The organism is Polynucleobacter nymphae, from assembly GCF_018882155.1.
Taxonomy (GTDB): domain Bacteria; phylum Pseudomonadota; class Gammaproteobacteria; order Burkholderiales; family Burkholderiaceae; genus Polynucleobacter; species Polynucleobacter nymphae.
The window spans coordinates 54,496-70,659 of the sequence record NZ_JACVPA010000002.1; the positions used below are offsets into that span (position 1 = coordinate 54,496).

The following is a 16,164-nucleotide window of genomic DNA, read 5'->3' on the forward strand; positions in this document are numbered from 1 at the left end:
TAATAATGTGAGATGGCACTCAGATAATTATGTTGTAGCGCAACAAATTCAATTTAGTCTTGGTCTGGCGCGACCTTCAGTACTGCAAATGCAGCTTTGAGTCGCTCTTCGTAATTCTTTTTGATAATGGTCGCCTCTTCGGGGCTCCAACTCCGAAAGCCTTCACCTTTATTGATACCAGTTTTGCCACTTTTAACCAAGTTGCTAATACATGCTGGTGGGGCTGTGATATTCGATAGGGAGGGGTATATCAGTTCTGCAGCGAGGGTCATACCTTCCCATCCAGAGATTTCTTTTTGCGTCATTGGACCAACGGCAGCATAACGAAAGCCAAAACTAAATCTCACTGCAGTATCGATATCTTCAGGAGTAGCAATTCCATCTTCTACCAAAGAGAGGGCTTCACGCATCAAGGCATGCTGAATGCGATTAGCTAAAAATCCTGGGATATCTTTTTTTACCAGCACCGGTTTTTTGTCATGAGCTCGGTAAAGTTCGCAAACCTGATTGGCTAAGACTAGATCAGAGTGCTTCCCTAAAACAATTTCCACTAGGGGCACGATATGTGCTGGCATGAAATAGTGCGTATTGAGCATGCGATGGGCAGTCTTCAGATCGCCGGCGATATCACTGATTGGAAAGCCCGAGCTATTGCTCCCAATCGGAATATGTGAAGGGACTCTTTGATCGAGATCGGCGAAGATCTCCTTTTTAAGATCTAAGCGCTCAGAAATAGTTTCGATCACCAAAACAGTATCTTGCCAGTCATTCCAGTCAGCAATGCTCCCGGCAAGAAGCCTTGCTCCAAGCTTTTGCCATTCAGGATTAATGGAGGTGGCACATGCTTGGATTGCCTCAAAGCACTTTTCAGCCTTTTCTTGAGTGCGCCCAAGAATAATGGTATCGGTCCCATAGGCTATAAATCCTGCTGCTATGCCTACACCCATGGTGCCACTTCCAATAACGACAACTTTGCGCATAGTCCATCCACCGGTTAATTGCTGAATATCTTAATTATTCCCTATTCAGGCTGACGCCACACATTTAAATTATCGATACAATCGTTTTTTGAAATAAGGAGTCCAGATGCCAATTATTGAATCCGTTCAGGTTGCTTCAGTAGCAGTACCTTTAGATAAAGTCACTTCATTTTCTACTCGCACCGTTTCTGAGCGCCACTATTGCTTAGTCAAGGTTCGTGGTAAGGATGGCAATGAAGGTATTGGTTTTTGTTACGTTGGCAGTGCTGGCGGTGATATTGCCAAAATTGCTGTCGAGCAATTATTGGCGTCAAAGTTGATTGGGCAAAACAGTCATCGTAGCGAAGGTTTGTGGATGGAGATGTATAACGAATCCATCCTTCAGGGGCGTACCGGCGCCGTCATGCGTGGCATCTCTATTTTAGATACCGCACTGTGGGATCTCAATGCGCGCTCTGTTGGCCTACCTTTACATCAGTACCTTGGCTCTGTAGTGGATGATCGAGTCCCTGCATATGCAAGTGGCGGCTATTACCTTGAGGGCAAGACTCCAGCCAAGCTTGGCAAGGAAATGGAGTCTTATGTTCAGCAGGGATTTAAAGCCGTCAAGATGAAAGTAGGTCGTTTATCACCTGCTGAAGAAGAGGCTCGAGTGAAGGCTGCTCGCAAAGCGATTGGTGATGATATTTTACTGACTTTAGACGCCAATAATGCATGGCGTGATTTACCAACCGCACTAGAGTATGTGCGCCGTTTTGAAGCCTATAACCCATACTGGATTGAAGAGCCATTTTCACCAGATGCGATTGACTTACATGCTGCTCTCGCCCGCCTAACTAAGATCAATGTTGCTACTGGCGAAATGGAGGCTGGACGCTGGCGCTTTAGGGAGTTAATTGATGCGGGTGGGGCAAGGATTCTCCAATCGGATGCAGCGGTTTGTGGTGGCATTACCGAGTGGCGCAGGATCTCTGCCTATGCAGATTTGAAGGGCGTCACGGTTTGCCCACATTGGATGCATGATTTGCATGCACCATTAGTCGCTGCTACACCCAATGCCCGTTTTGTAGAGTTCTTCCTAGATGATCAGGTGCTCAATTTCCGTAGGCTCATTAATAAGCAACTGACTTTTAAGAACGGTGATTTGATTTTGCATAAAACACCAGGATTAGGGTTTGAGTTCGATGAGGCTGCAGTGAAAAAATATGCCGGTAAAGCAGCCTGGACAAAAATTACCTAAATCCCTAATTAGGAGGGCTTGCGATTTAACTTTAAATGGGTCAGTGTTTGCGTAATGAGCACTAAACCAAACCCAATAAAGCCAATCAGGTCAGCCTCACTGGATGGATAAGCTAAAGCAACTCCTGAGACGACCATGATGACGCGTTCAAAGATTTTGGTTTTTTCAATAAACCAGCCTTGTAGTCCACCGGCTAAACAGATAATGCCAACCACTGCAGTAAATGAGATCCAGCCAATCTGCATCCAATCTGCTTGTTCTAGGGCGCTACTAGATCCCATCAATAGTAGGCTGACCCCGGACTTGTCTAACACAAACATGAATGGCACCAGAATCGCTGGAGCTACATATTTCCAAGTTTGCAAAGTCGTCTTATAGGGGTTGCCTTTGCAAATCGCTGCAGCTGCAAATGGAGAGAGCGCTGTTGGAGGAGAAACCTCTGAGAGAACGGCGTAGTAAAAGATAAACATGTGAGCTGCAAATGCTGGCACACCTAAATTGATTAATGCTGGTGCTGCAATCACTGCGCAAATAATGTATGACGCAGTTACTGGAACTGCGAGACCCACAATCCAAACAATTAAGGCAGTGAAAATCGCGGTAAGTAATAGTGAGCCACCTGCATACTGAATCACAATGGAGCTAAATTTCAAACCAAGACCAGTTAGGGTCACGGTGCCAACAATCAGACCAGCGCCTGCACAGGTTGCAGCGATAGCCAACACACCGGTTGATCCTGAGGCAAGTGCTTTAGTCAGGTTAGAGTTATAAAGCCCTGAAAGAATAGGCTCCTTGCCCTTAAACCAGGCCCAAGGAATGATTGCAGTGTCTTCACGCAACATGCTAGAGAAAGCAGATACGACGGTTGCCCAAAACACCGACATCACAGGCGAGAAGCCATACATCATGAATACTACAATTGAAATGAGGGAGAAGAAATGAAACCAGTATTTTTTTGTAAGTGACCAAGCACTTTCTGCTGTTTCGAAATGAATATTCTTCATGCCGTATTTACGGACATCAATCTCAACCATTACAAATAAACCAAGATAGAACAGAATGGTTGGAATGGTTGCCATCAGCAACACATCTAAATAAGAGATCTTGAGAAAGTCTGCAATTAAGAATGCAGCAGCACCCAAAACTGGCGGTGAGATGATGGCACCAAGACCCCCTGCAGCTAAGAGACCGCCAGCAGCATTCTTTTCATAGCCCACTTTCTCTAGCATGGGCGCGGCAACTGAACCTACGGTAACAGTAGTTGCGACACCTGATCCAGATGGACCACCCATTAAGAATGAGGACAGCACAATAGTTCTACCAACCCCTGAGGATTTGCCACCCATTGCAGCAAAGGAAAAGTCAATAAAGAATTTACCAGCGCCAGTAAATTGCAAGAATGCGCCAAAGATCGTGAAAAGAATAATCAGAGTTGCAGAGACATCGACTGCAGTGCCATAGATACCCTCTAGACTCATATACATATAACCCACTAGGCGATCGAGATCATAGCCTTTGTGTGTCCATGGCGCAGGCAGGTAGTTGCCAAAGAAAGCGTAAAGTAAAAAGAGCACGGTAACGGTTACTAAGACCATGCCATTGGTTCTTCTAACGCTCTCTAGTATGAGTAGGATGAGGAAAATACCTACCATGACGTCAGTAGAGTTTGGCGCGGTGTTTCTGTCCATAAATTCATCGCCACCACTCAGGATGTAATAAGCGATAGCAACTGAGCCTATGGCAAATAAAACATCCCACAACATCAACTTGTTTTTAAAGCGAGCAGCAATAGGAAAGCTTAAGAACACTAAAAATAAAACTAAGGCAACGTGGATTACACGTAATTGCTGCGTTGGAACAATGGAGTAGGCAGCATAAAGATGAAATAAAGACATGCCGACTGCAACCAAGGTGATGAACTTGGCCAATAGACCCTTGTAATCATTAGAATCCCCCTCTTCTTGCTTAATGAAGGCATCTAATTTTTCTTGGGTTTCGTTGTCAATCACGTTTTGATTCATGTCCCAGCCTGTCTATATTTATATTTATGCACTGCACTAAAACAGAAGGGGTGAGATTAACTCACCCCGATATAACTTAATTTACCTTGACACCCTTTTCTTTAAGATACTTCAATGCACCTGGATGATAAGCAACTGGTGTTGCATTCGCTTTTTGGCTCTCTAATTTAATGTTTCTGAACTCAGCATGTGAGCGGACCAATTCAAGTTGATTATCAAATATAGCCTTGACGATTTTGTAGGCCTCTGCATCAGGCATAGAAGCGTTAACAACTAGAAGATTTGCAACTGCTGCAACGTTGTTATCTTTCGCCATACCACTGTAAGTTTGCTTTGTAATCACAGTTGGGAAGTAAAGGTTGCCATATTTTTTATTCATAGCAGGAACTTCAGCAGCAGTATCTACCATCACAATTTTCATACCAGGACTGTTTGCAAGATCAGTCACTGCTGCAGTGGGTAAGCCGCCTACCCAGAAGAATGCATCAATCTTGCGATCCTTTACCGCATTGACAGATTCAGCAACGCTTAAACGCTCACGCTTGACATCTTTATCCTTATCTAGACCTGCAGCCTCTAGCAAGCGAAAGGCCATGACTTCAGTGGCACTTCCTGGCGCGCCTGTACTGACACGTTTGCCTTTTAAATCCTTCATTGTTTTAATGCCGGTTGATTCAACGGTAGCTACGTGCATGAGGTTTGGATAGAGTATCAGTAAGGCTCTTAGATCCACTGGTTTATCTTTGAATTTATCGTCACCAACCGATGCGTCTTTAGCAGCATCAGCCATTGAGAAGGCAACGTAAGGTTTGCCAGTACCAACGAGTTTTAAGTTATCTACAGAGCCACCAGTAACTTCAGCCGTAGCTGACATACCTGGTACTTTGTTAGATAGCATGGCAGCAAGGCCGCCACCCATTGGGTAATAAACACCGCCAGTGCCACCGGTTGCAATCGAAATATTCTGTGCTTGTGCGCTTGCCCATAAGAAACTGAGGGAAAGAATAATGACTTTAAGTAGTTTCATTTTGTCTCCTGATTATTTTGTAATAAATCGAGTTAAAGACCTGGCATGCTGAAATTGGCCGCTTTAAGTTCACTCAATAATTTAGCTTGTTGATCAGCAGTCAATTGCATGAGTGGTGGGCGTACTCTTAACCATTCAGGATCTTTACTGAAATGGGCAACAGCAGTTTTCATCCCAGCAATCATTTGGTACTTGGCAAAAATACTGCGCAACCGATCTAGGTCTGCTTGGCGTTCATCGGCATCTGATTCTCTCCAGTGCGTTGCAACATCAGCAATTGCTTTTGGATTGACGTTTGCGGTTGCAGAAATACAGCCAACCCCACCAGCACGTAAGGTACGCATGAGGAATGTTTCACTACCGGCGTATACGCGGAAGCCTGAGCTAGCCAGTAGTTTAATAACGGATTCTGTGTATTCCCAATCACCAGAGCTATCTTTCATGCCAATAACAGTTTTTGGATACTCTTTAATTAAGCGTTCTAGCAACGAAAGGCTTAAATTGATTTTGGTGACAGGGGGTATGTTGTAAATATAAACTTGCAACGCTGAGTTACCCATCCTTTGAATTACTTCAGAGAAGTAGGCAAACAGACCATCATCGGTAATATCTTTGTAGTAGAAGGGTGGCAGCATTAATACGCCCGCACACTTATGGCTTACAGCATGGGCAGTCATCCGATAAGTGCTCTCGACAGAAGTCGAGCCAGTACCGGGCATCATATGTTCTGGATTTAAACCACCTTCAATCAGCGCGGTAAGCGTATTCATCTTTTGTGTGGCAGACATCGAATTTGCTTCGGAGTTGGTTCCAAAGATTGCCTGACCAACGCCATTTGCATCTAGCCATTTGCATTGTTTGAGCAATTTTTGTGCGTCTGGAGTGCCATCTGCTTTGAACGGTGTTAATACAGGAGATAACACTGCAGGTAGGGTGGATGGAATTAAAGAAATGGTCATGCTGACTCCGTTTTAATTAGATACTTCTGATAGAAGTGGTTGTTGTGCAAAAAAAGCTTCTAAATTATCTACAGCTAAATTGGTCATGGCTATCCGTGTTTCTGTGGTGGCACTACCTATATGAGGTGTTAGTAAAACATTATCCAACCTTAAGAAGGCTGGATTGGGATTTGGTTCATTCTCAAAAACATCTAGAGCAGCACCAGCAATCTTTTTATGTTGCAGCGCATATAAAAGGGCCTCCTCATTTACTACGCTACCACGGGCAATATTGATTAAAAAAGCTGCGGGTCCTAAAGCCTCCAAAACTTCTGCATTAACCATCTTGTTGGTCTCTGGAGTGGCAGGACAAGCTAAGAAGAGAACATCGCTATTGCGAGCTAAATCTTTAATATCTCGATAGTAGGTGTAGGGCACCTGTTTTGGGCTCGGGCCGCTATAGGCAATCTCAACTTTGAAAGGCTCAAGTCGTTTGGCTAAATCTTGGCCAATACGGCCCATACCCACAATACCAACAGTCTTTCCAGCCAGAGTAGTCGCTAACTTAAAAGGGGTTTTTGACCAGGCACCGCTTTTGAGAAAGGCCTCGGATTCAGGAATGCGGCGAAGAAGGCCAAGCATCATGCCAATAGCCAGTTCACAGACTGCATCATTGAGGACGCCCGGGGTATTGGTAGCTTTGATGCCGTGCTCTTTAAGGTACGCCAGAGGTAGATTGTCATATCCAACCCCGCAGGTGGCAACCATACGAATGCTGGGAATTTGTTTGACTAGAGCCTCAGGTAGCTTAGTATTGGAGCGCAGCAAGATAGCATCAAATCTTCCAGCAGGTGCGGGAGCTTGAGGATCTGGATGGTAAATGGGGGTAAAGCGGCGATTGATTTCTGCCTGCATTAATTCAGGGAAATGGCCTACCTGTAGCACCGAATTGACGGGGATCATGTCTCACAATGTTTTATATTGAATAATGACCCCCATTGTATGTGCATTTTTAGGTAAAAGTCTGTCCCTTTAGGAGAATGTGTGATGTTGTTTACCCCAGCTGAAACCAAGGTAGTGATCGTCGGCGGTGGCACGATGGGCGGGGACATTGCTGCAGTCTGTGCTCGCGGCGGCTGCGCTGTGCAAGTGGTGGAACCAACTACCGAGCGTAGAGCCTTACTGCCAGATTATTTTGCCAACACCATGACTGAGCTGGGCTATGAGAATCGCATTCATTTATTGAGTGTGGCGGGCTCTCTTGAAGAAGTAGATTGGTCTGATATTGATCTGGTAATTGAGTGTGTGCCAGAGCGCATAGATATCAAACAAGAATTATTTGCAAAGCTAGAAAAATATGCAAATCCTGAGGCGGTATTAGCTAGTAATAGCACTAGCTTTCCAATTAGTGAAATTGCCGACGGTTTAAAAACTGCTGCACGGATGATCGGTTTGCATTTCTTTATGCCTGCTCATTTGGTGCCCTGTGTAGAAGTGGTTTATGGAGCAAAGACATCCCCATTGGTAGGCGAAGGCTTGACAAAGTTGATGACTGCATGTGGCATGGTTCCAGTAGTTGTAAAAAAAGATTTACCTGGTTTTTTGGCTAATCGTTTGCAGCACGCTATCTTACGCGAAGCTTTTTCAATGGTTGATGACGGTGTCTGCAGTTTTGAGGATATTGATAAAGCAGTGCGTTTTGGTTTTGGCTTTCGTTATATTGCGGCCGGACCGATAATGCAGCGAGATCATGCAGGGATTGAGATCCATGCTGCTGGTGGTGCGAAGATTTATCCTACTTTAAATAATTCACCTCATGTTGCTAAGTGCGTGAGTGAGCGTGTAGCCAGTGGAAAGTTCGGCATGAAGACTGGCGAAGGATTTTTTCCATGGACCGCTGAAACGATGAAGGTGGAACGGGAGCGCTATCAAGAGGCTTTGCGTGCAGGATTAAAAATTATCCAAAAAGACTTGCCTCAGATCAAATAAAAGTAATTTTTTTGCCTTATCCTGAAGACATGAAGAAAATCATTCGCGTTTGGGATTTGCCGATTCGCGTCTTTCATTGGCTATTAGTACTCTGTATTGTTGGCAGCTTAGTGAGCGTCAATCTTGGCGAAAATGCTATAGAGTGGCATGCTTACTTTGGGTACAGCATATTGACCTTACTAATCTTCCGCATTGTTTGGGGTTTTATAGGCTCAACGCATGCGCGTTTTACTTCCTTCGCTCCTAATCCCAAAAGTATTCTGAATTATCTTCAAGGTAAGGCGCCACGAGTTCTAGGACATAACCCCTTAGGGGCAATGTCTGTGTTTGCACTCCTTTTGGTTTTGAGTATTCAGGTAGTTACTGGCTTATTCTCAGATGACGAGATTGCCTTTCAGGGGCCTCTAGCAAAATTTGTTTCAAACTCAACTGTGTCATCGCTTTCAGTTGTTCATGAATGGAATCACTTACTGATTTATGCCTTAATCACCATTCATATTGCTGCCATCATCTATTACCAGAAATTCAAAGGTGAAGATCTGATTACCCCAATGATCAGTGGCGATCAAGAAATAAACCCAAGCGAGGAAGCAAGTTACTTGCCTTCTGACTTGGGTCGTGCGTCCAAGGACGGTGCCTTACAGCGCGGTCTTGCTTTAGTGCTCTTGAGCTTGATTGGAGTAGTGGTGGGCTACTTGATCACTTCTTCTTAAAGTCATCATGGCAATTCTTACAACTTGCTCCTGCAGTACTAAAGGCCTTCTTAATACTTTCTAAGTCGCCTGATTGTGCCGCTTTATTCAGATCTACGACAGCTAATTGCATCTTTTCAGAAGCAGCTTTAAATTTCGCGTTATCAGACCAAATTTCAGATTGCGCTTTACCACCTTCAGTACCTGGACCAAATGCTTGCCATGGCAAGGTGGACATCATTGCAACAATAGCGGCATTCCTCGCTACTTCATCTTTGTTGAAAGGTGCCTCACCTTTTACTACTGCGCCAATTTTTCCAAAGGAGTTGGCCATCACAGTAAAAGCGCTCTGGCGATACTTAATGGCATCTTCCGGTTTTTGGAATTGAGCAAAAGCAAAGCCTGCACCAATAGCAAGGACTGTTGCAGTAGTTGCTAAAACAATCTTGTGTAATTTCATGTCAAACCTCTAATGAATAGTTATATAAGTGTTACCGCGGTGCTACTGCGCTACATACTAAGAATTAGCATACTCCAGAATAAGGTCTTTTGTCTGACTGCTAACCTAGAAGAGCATTTGCAGGGGGAGTGTTAGAAAGTAAATCAGAGATTTAAAGAGAGCCATCAGTGGTTCCATCCAAAGACTACCGATGATTCCAGTAAAAACGAGCGCTAAGACTATAAAAAAGCCCCAAGGTTCCAGTTTTCCTAAGGCAATCGATTGGCGTGTTGGCAGCAGGCTAGAAAGAATGCGGCCACCATCTAATGGTGGGAGTGGGAAGAGGTTGAAAACTAATAAGCCTAGATTCCACAGAATTCCTGCTTGCGCCATAGAGATTAAAAATTTTTCATCGATCCCAAAGCCCAGCAGAACAATAAGTAATACCGCCCAGATTAGGGCCTGAATAAAGTTGGATCCTGGGCCTGCTAAGGCTACCCAAATGGAGTCGATTCTGGGGTTGCGTAAGCGCCCAAAGTTCACTGGTACTGGCTTGGCATAGCCGACTAAAAAGGGTGATCCAGCTAAGATCAGTGCCAGTGGAATCAAAATAGTGCCCACAGGATCGATATGTTTGGCAGGATTTAAGCTAACTCTACCCAGCATATAGGCGGTGTTATCCCCGAACTTGCGGGCAGCATAGCCATGGGCTGCTTCGTGAATGGTGATAGCAAAAATCAGGGGAATCGCATTAATAGCGACGGCTTGGATAGAATAGTCAGTAATCATGGCAATATGATATCCATAGGAGCTAAAAGTGACTGAAGATAAGAAACCAGACCCAAAAACCCCGGCTAAGCCAGTAGTTGCCAAGCCCCCAGCTAGACCGCCAGCACCCAAGGGCCCATCTGGCCCAGCTGGAAGGCCTCAGGCCGGCTTTGGTGGTGGGAAAGGCATGATGCGTAAGGCTGGTCGCGGACGATAGTGGATAATTACATTACTAACTAATGTATCTACAAGGAATTTACCGTGAACGAATGGCATAACGAATCAAAAGAAGAAATTAATAAAAAGATCATTACCTTAGTCGTCATGTTAGCCGCAGCTACCAGTTTGGCCATTTTGTTTGCCTTAGTTGCTGCTCATACTGGTTACGTATTCGGTTAACCAGTGTTCATGACTAGCCATCGCCAACCTGCAGTATTTGCTGGCCATGGTAGTCCGATGTATGCCATAGAGCCCAACCGTTTTACAGCGGCATGGACAGCTCTCGGTAAATCATTAAAACGCCCAGATGCAATCTTAGTGATCTCTGCACATTGGGTTACTCGAGGTGTTTGGGTTACTGCAATGCCTAAGCCTAAAACGATTCATGACTTCGGCGGTTTTCCGCAAGAGCTCTTTGAGATAGAGTACTCAGCTCCTGGTAGTCCTGCTTTAGCAGATCGTGTGCAAGAGCTGCTTAACGTTCCCATCGTGATGGAAGAGAATGAGTGGGGCATTGATCATGGCGCTTGGTCAGTCCTCAAATATATGTACCCCAATGCTGATGTGCCTGTCGTGCAGTTGAGTCTAGATGGCTCAAAGTCAGCCCGCGAGCATTACGAGTTAGCTAAACAATTACGGCCTTTGCGTGATGAAAATATTCTGATTCTGGCCAGTGGCAACGTAGTGCACAATTTGCGAACTATCCATTGGCAAGAGGGTGCCGAACCTTATCCTTGGGCAAAGGAATTTAATGACTTCTTTATTGCCCAGATTCGTATCAATCATCATGAAGCTTTGATTGATTGGGAAAAATATGGTGAGGCCGCTAATATGTCTATCCCTACAGCAGAGCATTACTGGCCTGCTTTATATACTTTAGCTTTACAAGAAGAGGGTGAACATGCGACAGTCTACACAGACGGCATTGAGATGAGTTCAATTAGCATGCTGAGTTTTTCAATTCAATAAATACTAACTATGTGGCTATCCATTTTTGCAATTTTCTTCGGTGCAGGCTTCGGTGCTTTGCTCAGGGCGGGGTTTAATCTTCTAGCTGCAGGTACAGCATCAATGGTCCCCTTAGGGACTTTGCTTGCCAATTTGCTTGGTGGTTATCTAATCGGTATTGCCATCGCCTTTTTTGGTAATAATCCTAACCTCTCTCCCGAGTGGAAACTTTTTGTGATTACTGGCTTTCTGGGTGGCTTGACCACCTTCTCGAGTTTTTCTGCTGAGGTCATTACCCTCATACAGCGTGGAGAATTGACTTGGGCACTAGGCACGGCCTTACTTCACTTGATTGGCTCGCTAACTCTCACCTTCTTAGGCATTCTCACTTATCAAGCCTTGAAGTAAATATCAAGCCATTTACTCTGGCTTGATATTGGCTGTTTTAACAACAGCGCTCCACTTTGTAGATTCTGATTTTATCAGCGCCGCAAACTCTGCTGGGGTACCACCACCAATTTCATTTCCTTGTGAGAGCATGAGCTCTCGCAATACCGGATCTTTTAAAGCTTCATTCGCCGCAGCATTTAATTGATCAATAATTGCCTTAGGCGTTCCTTTGGGTGCGATCAGTCCCTGCCAATTTAATACCTCAACCTTTGGATAGCCAATTTCAGAGAAACTTGGAATATTGGGCAGAAGAGGCGAGCGCTTTTTGCTGGTAATTGCAATTGCGCGAAGTTTTTCAGCTTTGATACTGGGCATAGCTGAGTACATTTGGTCAAACATCATCGTGACATTACCTGCCATCAAATCAGTTAATCCTGCAGAGCCACTCTTATAAGGCACATGAATCATCTCGATGCCCGCATTTTGCTCAAAGAGTTCGGCAGAGAGTTGATGACTGCCACCAATTCCGCCGGATGAGAAGGTAAGTGTGCCTGGTTTTGCTTTAGCAGCTGCCACAATATCTTGTACTGTTTTATAGGGCGAGTTTGGGTTGACTACTAAAACCAATGGACCCTTTTCAATTAATACGATGGGAGTAATGTCTGTTTCTGGGTCATAACGTAAATTACCAAAGAGGGTTTTATTGACTGCCATCGGCGCAAAGTTGCCCATGCCAATGGTGTAACCATCCGGCGCAGCCTTAGCAATAAATTCTGTACCGATATTACCCCCAGCACCAGGTTTGTTATCGACGATGATGGGCTGTTTTAGGATCACACTCATCTTCTGGGCGATCTGGCGGCTACGAGAGTCGGCACCTCCACCTGCGCCATAAGGCACGATGAAGTTAATCGGTTTATTGGGGTAGTTACTTTGTGCAAAAGAACTGGGGATGATTAATCCAAGAGTAAGCGCACAAATAAATAGTTTTTGAATACATTGCATACCCATACCTCAATTTAAATTAAATAAAACCTAAGACGCCTAAGGCTCCACCAATTGCAATGAGATAAAGTGGATGCCAACGCGTTAAGAGAGTAATAGCGATTGTTCCTATCGTCAAGATATATGCAGCTTGACTGTGATTGATTTGCAAAGCGATTTGAAATGCAGAAGAGAGCACTAAGCCAATCGCTAGGGCAGCCGCAGCATATTGAATTGTTTTTTTGCTTAAGGGATTTTTCATTCCTGTGATCAAGCGCTGTAAGTAGTAAACCAGAATAGATGATGGCCAAGATACGGCAAATGTTGCTAGTAGCGCTCCAAGAACACCATAAATATGCCAGCCGATGAGGGTGACGGTCATAAAGTTAGGTCCTGGCGCAGCCTGGGCTATTGCAAAGTAATCAGAAAATGTTTGGACATCAATCCAATGCTCTTGATTAACAGCAAGATCAAATAAGACCGGCAATAAAGCGTTTACACCACCAAAGGCAATGAGCGAAAAGGCTGAGAGTTTTAAGAATAGGCTAAGCAGAATACTCATAGAGCCTGAGCCTTTTTTCTTGCTAAGAGTACTGCGATTGGGGCAACTAGCAGCACTACGTAGCCTAAGCCCAGATGAAATACTGTAGCAGCAATGATAGTGAGCGCTACCACTAAAAACATTGCCGGATAGCGTAACTCGTCGCGCATCATCTTAAAACCAGTTGAAGCGATTAAGCCAACACCTACTGCAGAAATGCCGCGAAGTAGCCCCTGAACAGTTTCAAGATAACTATAGTGTTCATATAAAAGGGCTAAACATAATACGATTGAAATGGGTCCGAGACATAAGCCAAGGGTTGCAGCCAATGCACCCCTTGCACCACCAAATCGAGAGCCAATACAAACAGCTAAATTCATAATATTGGGGCCCGGAACAATTTGGCAAATTCCTAAGATGGCGCTGAATTCTTCCGAAGTCAAAATTTTGTCACGCTCAACTAAAGTCCGCCGAGCCCAAGGTAGGACCCCCCCAAAACCAGACATCCCAATCTTGCTAAAGGTTAAGAATAGTTGCTTAGGTGTGAGCGTTTTCAAAATGAGTGGGACTTACGAGGACTTATTGCGGCTTGAATGGGTGTGGTGCTGGTTTGTGATCTAGCCAAGCCTCCAAAGTTTCTGTAATACCCTTAGCAAAGGCTGCAAAAATTGGCTCAGCAATAAATCCTAAATGGGGCGTCACTAATAAATTGGGCGTATTACGTAATGGATCGTTTTCAGGCAGCGGCTCAATATCAAATACGTCAACTGCAGCTTGCCCAGGTCTACCTGCAGCAAGTGCTTTTTGCAGATCACTCATGTTGATCAAAGCAGAGCGTGAGGTATTTACCAGTATCGAGTCGGGACGCATGAAAGCCAATTGATCTTCACTAAGAAGCCCCTTGGTTCCAGGGCCTGCTACGAGATGCATGGTGACAATCTTAGAAGTTTTGAGTAACTCTTCCATGCTGACAGCTTTAGCATTCTCAGCCGCAGCGCGTTCGGGTGTCATGCGCGGACTCCAGGTCACTACTTCCATGCCAAAGGCTGCGCCTACACGAGCTACGCGACTGCCTATGGCGCCAAGCCCCATAACACCCAAGCGCTCTCCAGAGAGCATTGGTAGAACCGAGAGTTGATCGCGCCAGCCACCAGAAGTGATCAGCTTATTTTGTTCAATCAGACGCTTAGACGCCCCCAAAATTAAAGCCCAAGTAAGTTCTGCAGTCGTTTCTTTAGAGGGGCCACCAGGTGAGCATGCCATTGGGATATTACGTGCTACTAAAGCAGACGCTTCGAGGGTGCCATTACGCTCACCAGTAAACATCAGAAATTTCAACTTTGGTAAGCGCGCAATCATGGCCTCATTAAAAGGTGAGCGATCGCGTACGATCGCAATTGCATCAGCATCTTTGACGGCTTCATACAAAGGCTCATCACGCAAAGGCTTGTGATGGAAAGTAAGATTTGCGCGTTGCTCTAATTTATTCCAATCAGAAAACCGACGTAAAGCCTGTTCGTAATCTCCAAGGATGACAATGTTTGGTAATGAAGCCATATCAAATACTTTCTAATAAATTAATCTGGAGTACAAAGACTCAGGATTTTTTTGAGATCGGATGCTTGGCCTAATTTCCAGAGTTCAGAGATGAGTTGGCTAGTCTTTTCTTTGCCGATCACTGGCTGTGCTAGGTTAGTAAACTTCTGTTCTAAATTAGCATCTGTCATAGGGTTTTCTACAGAGCCAATCGCGTTCTTCACAAAAATGTGAACTTCTTTGCCATTCTTCAAAAAGGCTTTGACATCTACAGAGGCCTCGCTGATCGATGTATCTGTCGTCGCATTCACCTTGGCGCGTAAGGCTACGACATCTGCGCGATTAACAATGTCATCTGCATATTCACCTTCACCGGCTTGACCAAAAATTAAGCCAACAGCACAACCGTGATAAACGCTGAACTTCCCTTCTAGACCATCTTTAGGAGTCTTCTTGCCAGTGAGTTCTAAAACAAGGGGATGAGCGCGTAATTCGATACGCTCTACATCTTCCGCCTTAACGCCTTGGGCGCGCAATTGGGCGCAAGCATCTATTGCTGGATGAATCACAATTCCACACGCAAAAGGTTTGTAAGTATTTAATGAAATCTCAAAAGATTTACCTAAGGCGCGATCAATTTCTGACCAATCACATTTAGTAGATACAGTTTGCATATAGCCACGACCCGCTTCTAATGCTTTTGTGCTCGCAGTAAAGCCATGCTTAGCTAAGAGTGCTGAGAGCTGACCGGCGCGTGCAGCACCACCTGGGTGGAAAGGCTTAGTCATCGTGCCAAACTGTTCTCGCATACCAACTGGTTGTGAAGCTGCAATACCTAAAGCCATAGTGGTTTTCTGAAGATCAAGACCCATTAGGCGTGAGCATGCAGCTGCAGAACCTAACATGCCAGTAGAGCCAGTAATATGCCAACCACGATGGTAGTGGTCTGGATACATGGCATTGCCAACACGGCATGCAACATCAATACCCAAGACAAGTGCGTCAATCATTTGGCGACCACTGACATTGGTGTGTTCGCCCAATGCCAGGATAGCTGAGGCTACTGGGCCTGCCGGATGAATCACAGTCTTGAGATGAGTGTCATCAAAGTCAAATGTGTGCGAGCTAATACCATTAATGAGTGCGGCACCACCCATATCCACTTTGTCTTTCCGCCCCAAGATGCTAGCTTGAGCAGCGGGCTGAAATTCTCGAATAGCTGCCAAGGATGATTCAACACTTTCATGGTTAGCAGCCCCAATAGCGCAGCCTAGCCAGTTTAAGAAGGTGCGATGAGCCTCATGATCAACTTCAGGCGTCCACCCTTGACTTGGATGGGAGCTAACAAACTCCGCCAGAATTTTAGTGACTGGTGGTGCGTTTAGATCGGCTGCAGCGGCAATAGCTTGAGACATATGATTTCCTGTGAATAGTATTCAGTTGTTAGGTGTA

General features: G+C 45.0%; 19 protein-coding genes. 7 read left to right on the forward strand and 12 right to left on the reverse strand.

Annotation, left to right across the window (positions count from 1 at the left end; all coding sequences use genetic code 11):
- Nucleotides 1-53 precede the first annotated feature (53 nt).
- Entirely contained in the window at nt 54-980 is a 927-nt protein-coding gene (locus ICN29_RS08930) for a 3-hydroxyacyl-CoA dehydrogenase NAD-binding domain-containing protein (RefSeq protein ID WP_216132400.1), read from the reverse strand.
- A 106-nt stretch (nt 981-1,086) separates the two neighbouring features.
- Here ICN29_RS08930 and ICN29_RS08935 point away from each other — a divergent pair, with 106 nt between their 5' ends.
- Nucleotides 1,087-2,220, forward strand: coding sequence for a mandelate racemase/muconate lactonizing enzyme family protein (locus ICN29_RS08935; protein WP_216132402.1), 1,134 nt, complete (start codon nt 1,087-1,089; stop codon nt 2,218-2,220).
- Nucleotides 2,221-2,228: 8 nt separating this feature from the next.
- On the opposite strand, the gene ICN29_RS08940 is transcribed toward ICN29_RS08935, so the two are convergent.
- The 4 genes from ICN29_RS08940 to ICN29_RS08955 all read right to left on the reverse strand — a co-directional run bounded on the left by ICN29_RS08940 (nt 2,229) and on the right by ICN29_RS08955 (nt 7,169).
- Complete coding sequence (locus tag ICN29_RS08940) at nt 2,229-4,241, reverse strand: TRAP transporter permease (protein WP_216132405.1); 2,013 nt, start codon at nt 4,239-4,241, stop codon at nt 2,229-2,231.
- A 76-nt stretch (nt 4,242-4,317) separates the two neighbouring features.
- The gene (locus ICN29_RS08945) at nt 4,318-5,268 is read right to left on the reverse strand and encodes a TAXI family TRAP transporter solute-binding subunit (RefSeq protein WP_216132407.1); all 951 of its coding nucleotides are present in this window, start codon (nt 5,266-5,268) and stop codon (nt 4,318-4,320) included.
- Between the two features lie 32 nt (nt 5,269-5,300).
- A complete protein-coding gene (locus ICN29_RS08950) occupies nt 5,301-6,227 on the reverse strand; it encodes a dihydrodipicolinate synthase family protein (RefSeq protein WP_216132410.1) in 927 nt (308 codons plus the stop codon).
- Nucleotides 6,228-6,239: 12 nt separating this feature from the next.
- Nucleotides 6,240-7,169 carry a 2-hydroxyacid dehydrogenase gene (locus tag ICN29_RS08955; protein WP_216132413.1) on the reverse strand — a complete coding sequence of 310 codons (930 nt, stop codon included), beginning with the start codon at nt 7,167-7,169 and terminating at the stop codon, nt 6,240-6,242.
- An 84-nt stretch (nt 7,170-7,253) separates the two neighbouring features.
- On the opposite strand from ICN29_RS08955, the gene ICN29_RS08960 reads away from it, so the two are divergent.
- Both ICN29_RS08960 and ICN29_RS08965 read left to right on the forward strand, forming a co-directional pair.
- Nucleotides 7,254-8,195 carry a 3-hydroxyacyl-CoA dehydrogenase family protein gene (locus ICN29_RS08960; protein WP_216132416.1) on the forward strand — a complete coding sequence of 314 codons (942 nt, stop codon included), beginning with the start codon at nt 7,254-7,256 and terminating at the stop codon, nt 8,193-8,195.
- Between the two features lie 29 nt (nt 8,196-8,224).
- On the forward strand, nt 8,225-8,908 hold the full coding sequence (locus ICN29_RS08965; protein WP_216132419.1) for a cytochrome b/b6 domain-containing protein: 684 nt from the start codon (nt 8,225-8,227) through the stop codon (nt 8,906-8,908).
- Here ICN29_RS08965 and ICN29_RS08970 read toward each other — a convergent pair.
- Nucleotides 8,895-9,347 (reverse strand): c-type cytochrome, encoded by a 453-nt coding sequence (locus ICN29_RS08970; RefSeq protein ID WP_216132421.1) that lies wholly within the window; start codon nt 9,345-9,347, stop codon nt 8,895-8,897. The genes ICN29_RS08965 and ICN29_RS08970 overlap by 14 nt on opposite strands.
- 105 nt (nt 9,348-9,452) lie before the next feature.
- Nucleotides 9,453-10,115 carry a site-2 protease family protein gene (locus tag ICN29_RS08975; protein ID WP_216132424.1) on the reverse strand — a complete coding sequence of 221 codons (663 nt, stop codon included), beginning with the start codon at nt 10,113-10,115 and terminating at the stop codon, nt 9,453-9,455.
- 28 nt (nt 10,116-10,143) lie between these two features.
- Here ICN29_RS08975 and ICN29_RS08980 point away from each other — a divergent pair, with 28 nt between their 5' ends.
- The 4 genes from ICN29_RS08980 to crcB are packed head-to-tail and all read left to right on the forward strand — an operon-like array spanning nt 10,144 to nt 11,669.
- The gene (locus ICN29_RS08980; protein WP_216132427.1) at nt 10,144-10,311 is read left to right on the forward strand and encodes a hypothetical protein; all 168 of its coding nucleotides are present in this window, start codon (nt 10,144-10,146) and stop codon (nt 10,309-10,311) included.
- A 44-nt stretch (nt 10,312-10,355) separates the two neighbouring features.
- On the forward strand, nt 10,356-10,493 hold the full coding sequence (locus ICN29_RS08985; RefSeq protein ID WP_169709848.1) for a hypothetical protein: 138 nt from the start codon (nt 10,356-10,358) through the stop codon (nt 10,491-10,493).
- A 9-nt stretch (nt 10,494-10,502) separates the two neighbouring features.
- On the forward strand, nt 10,503-11,282 hold the full coding sequence (ygiD, locus tag ICN29_RS08990) for a 4,5-DOPA-extradiol-dioxygenase (protein ID WP_216132430.1): 780 nt from the start codon (nt 10,503-10,505) through the stop codon (nt 11,280-11,282).
- Between the two features lie 9 nt (nt 11,283-11,291).
- The gene (gene crcB / locus ICN29_RS08995) at nt 11,292-11,669 is read left to right on the forward strand and encodes a fluoride efflux transporter CrcB (protein ID WP_216132433.1); all 378 of its coding nucleotides are present in this window, start codon (nt 11,292-11,294) and stop codon (nt 11,667-11,669) included.
- 12 nt (nt 11,670-11,681) lie between these two features.
- On the opposite strand, the gene ICN29_RS09000 is transcribed toward crcB, so the two are convergent.
- The 5 genes from ICN29_RS09000 to ICN29_RS09020 are packed head-to-tail and all read right to left on the reverse strand — an operon-like array spanning nt 11,682 to nt 16,127.
- Nucleotides 11,682-12,656 (reverse strand): Bug family tripartite tricarboxylate transporter substrate binding protein, encoded by a 975-nt coding sequence (locus ICN29_RS09000; RefSeq protein ID WP_216132960.1) that lies wholly within the window; start codon nt 12,654-12,656, stop codon nt 11,682-11,684.
- Between the two features lie 19 nt (nt 12,657-12,675).
- Nucleotides 12,676-13,197, reverse strand: a complete 522-nt coding sequence (locus tag ICN29_RS09005) for a chromate transporter (RefSeq protein ID WP_216132436.1) — start codon at nt 13,195-13,197, stop codon at nt 12,676-12,678.
- Complete coding sequence (locus ICN29_RS09010) at nt 13,194-13,733, reverse strand: chromate transporter (protein WP_216132439.1); 540 nt, start codon at nt 13,731-13,733, stop codon at nt 13,194-13,196. The genes ICN29_RS09005 and ICN29_RS09010 overlap by 4 nt, the downstream gene beginning before the upstream one ends.
- A 22-nt stretch (nt 13,734-13,755) precedes the next feature.
- Nucleotides 13,756-14,733, reverse strand: coding sequence for a D-2-hydroxyacid dehydrogenase family protein (locus ICN29_RS09015; RefSeq protein WP_216132444.1), 978 nt, complete (start codon nt 14,731-14,733; stop codon nt 13,756-13,758).
- A gap of 20 nt (nt 14,734-14,753) precedes the next feature.
- Nucleotides 14,754-16,127, reverse strand: coding sequence for an MmgE/PrpD family protein (locus tag ICN29_RS09020; protein WP_216132447.1), 1,374 nt, complete (start codon nt 16,125-16,127; stop codon nt 14,754-14,756).
- Between the last annotated feature and the right edge of the window lie 37 nt (nt 16,128-16,164).

Bases quoted from the DNA above. Each gene is read 5' to 3' on its own strand.
- ICN29_RS08975 (WP_216132424.1), bottom strand. From the start codon at position 10,115: ATGATTACTGACTATTCTATCCAAGCCGTCGCTATTAATGCGATTCCC.
- ICN29_RS08930 (WP_216132400.1), bottom strand. From the start codon at position 980: ATGCGCAAAGTTGTCGTTATTGGAAGTGGCACCATGGGTGTAGGCATA.
- ICN29_RS08955 (WP_216132413.1), bottom strand. From the start codon at position 7,169: ATGATCCCCGTCAATTCGGTGCTACAGGTAGGCCATTTCCCTGAATTA.
- ICN29_RS09000 (WP_216132960.1), bottom strand. From the start codon at position 12,656: ATGCAATGTATTCAAAAACTATTTATTTGTGCGCTTACTCTTGGATTA.
- ICN29_RS08960 (WP_216132416.1), top strand. From the start codon at position 7,254: ATGTTGTTTACCCCAGCTGAAACCAAGGTAGTGATCGTCGGCGGTGGC.
- ICN29_RS08945 (WP_216132407.1), bottom strand. From the start codon at position 5,268: ATGAAACTACTTAAAGTCATTATTCTTTCCCTCAGTTTCTTATGGGCA.
- ygiD (WP_216132430.1), top strand. From the start codon at position 10,503: ATGACTAGCCATCGCCAACCTGCAGTATTTGCTGGCCATGGTAGTCCG.
- ICN29_RS09005 (WP_216132436.1), bottom strand. From the start codon at position 13,197: ATGAGTATTCTGCTTAGCCTATTCTTAAAACTCTCAGCCTTTTCGCTC.
- ICN29_RS08950 (WP_216132410.1), bottom strand. From the start codon at position 6,227: ATGACCATTTCTTTAATTCCATCCACCCTACCTGCAGTGTTATCTCCT.
- ICN29_RS09020 (WP_216132447.1), bottom strand. From the start codon at position 16,127: ATGTCTCAAGCTATTGCCGCTGCAGCCGATCTAAACGCACCACCAGTC.
- ICN29_RS08965 (WP_216132419.1), top strand. From the start codon at position 8,225: ATGAAGAAAATCATTCGCGTTTGGGATTTGCCGATTCGCGTCTTTCAT.
- ICN29_RS08935 (WP_216132402.1), top strand. From the start codon at position 1,087: ATGCCAATTATTGAATCCGTTCAGGTTGCTTCAGTAGCAGTACCTTTA.
- ICN29_RS09015 (WP_216132444.1), bottom strand. From the start codon at position 14,733: ATGGCTTCATTACCAAACATTGTCATCCTTGGAGATTACGAACAGGCT.
- crcB (WP_216132433.1), top strand. From the start codon at position 11,292: ATGTGGCTATCCATTTTTGCAATTTTCTTCGGTGCAGGCTTCGGTGCT.
- ICN29_RS08940 (WP_216132405.1), bottom strand. From the start codon at position 4,241: ATGAATCAAAACGTGATTGACAACGAAACCCAAGAAAAATTAGATGCC.
- ICN29_RS08970 (WP_216132421.1), bottom strand. From the start codon at position 9,347: ATGAAATTACACAAGATTGTTTTAGCAACTACTGCAACAGTCCTTGCT.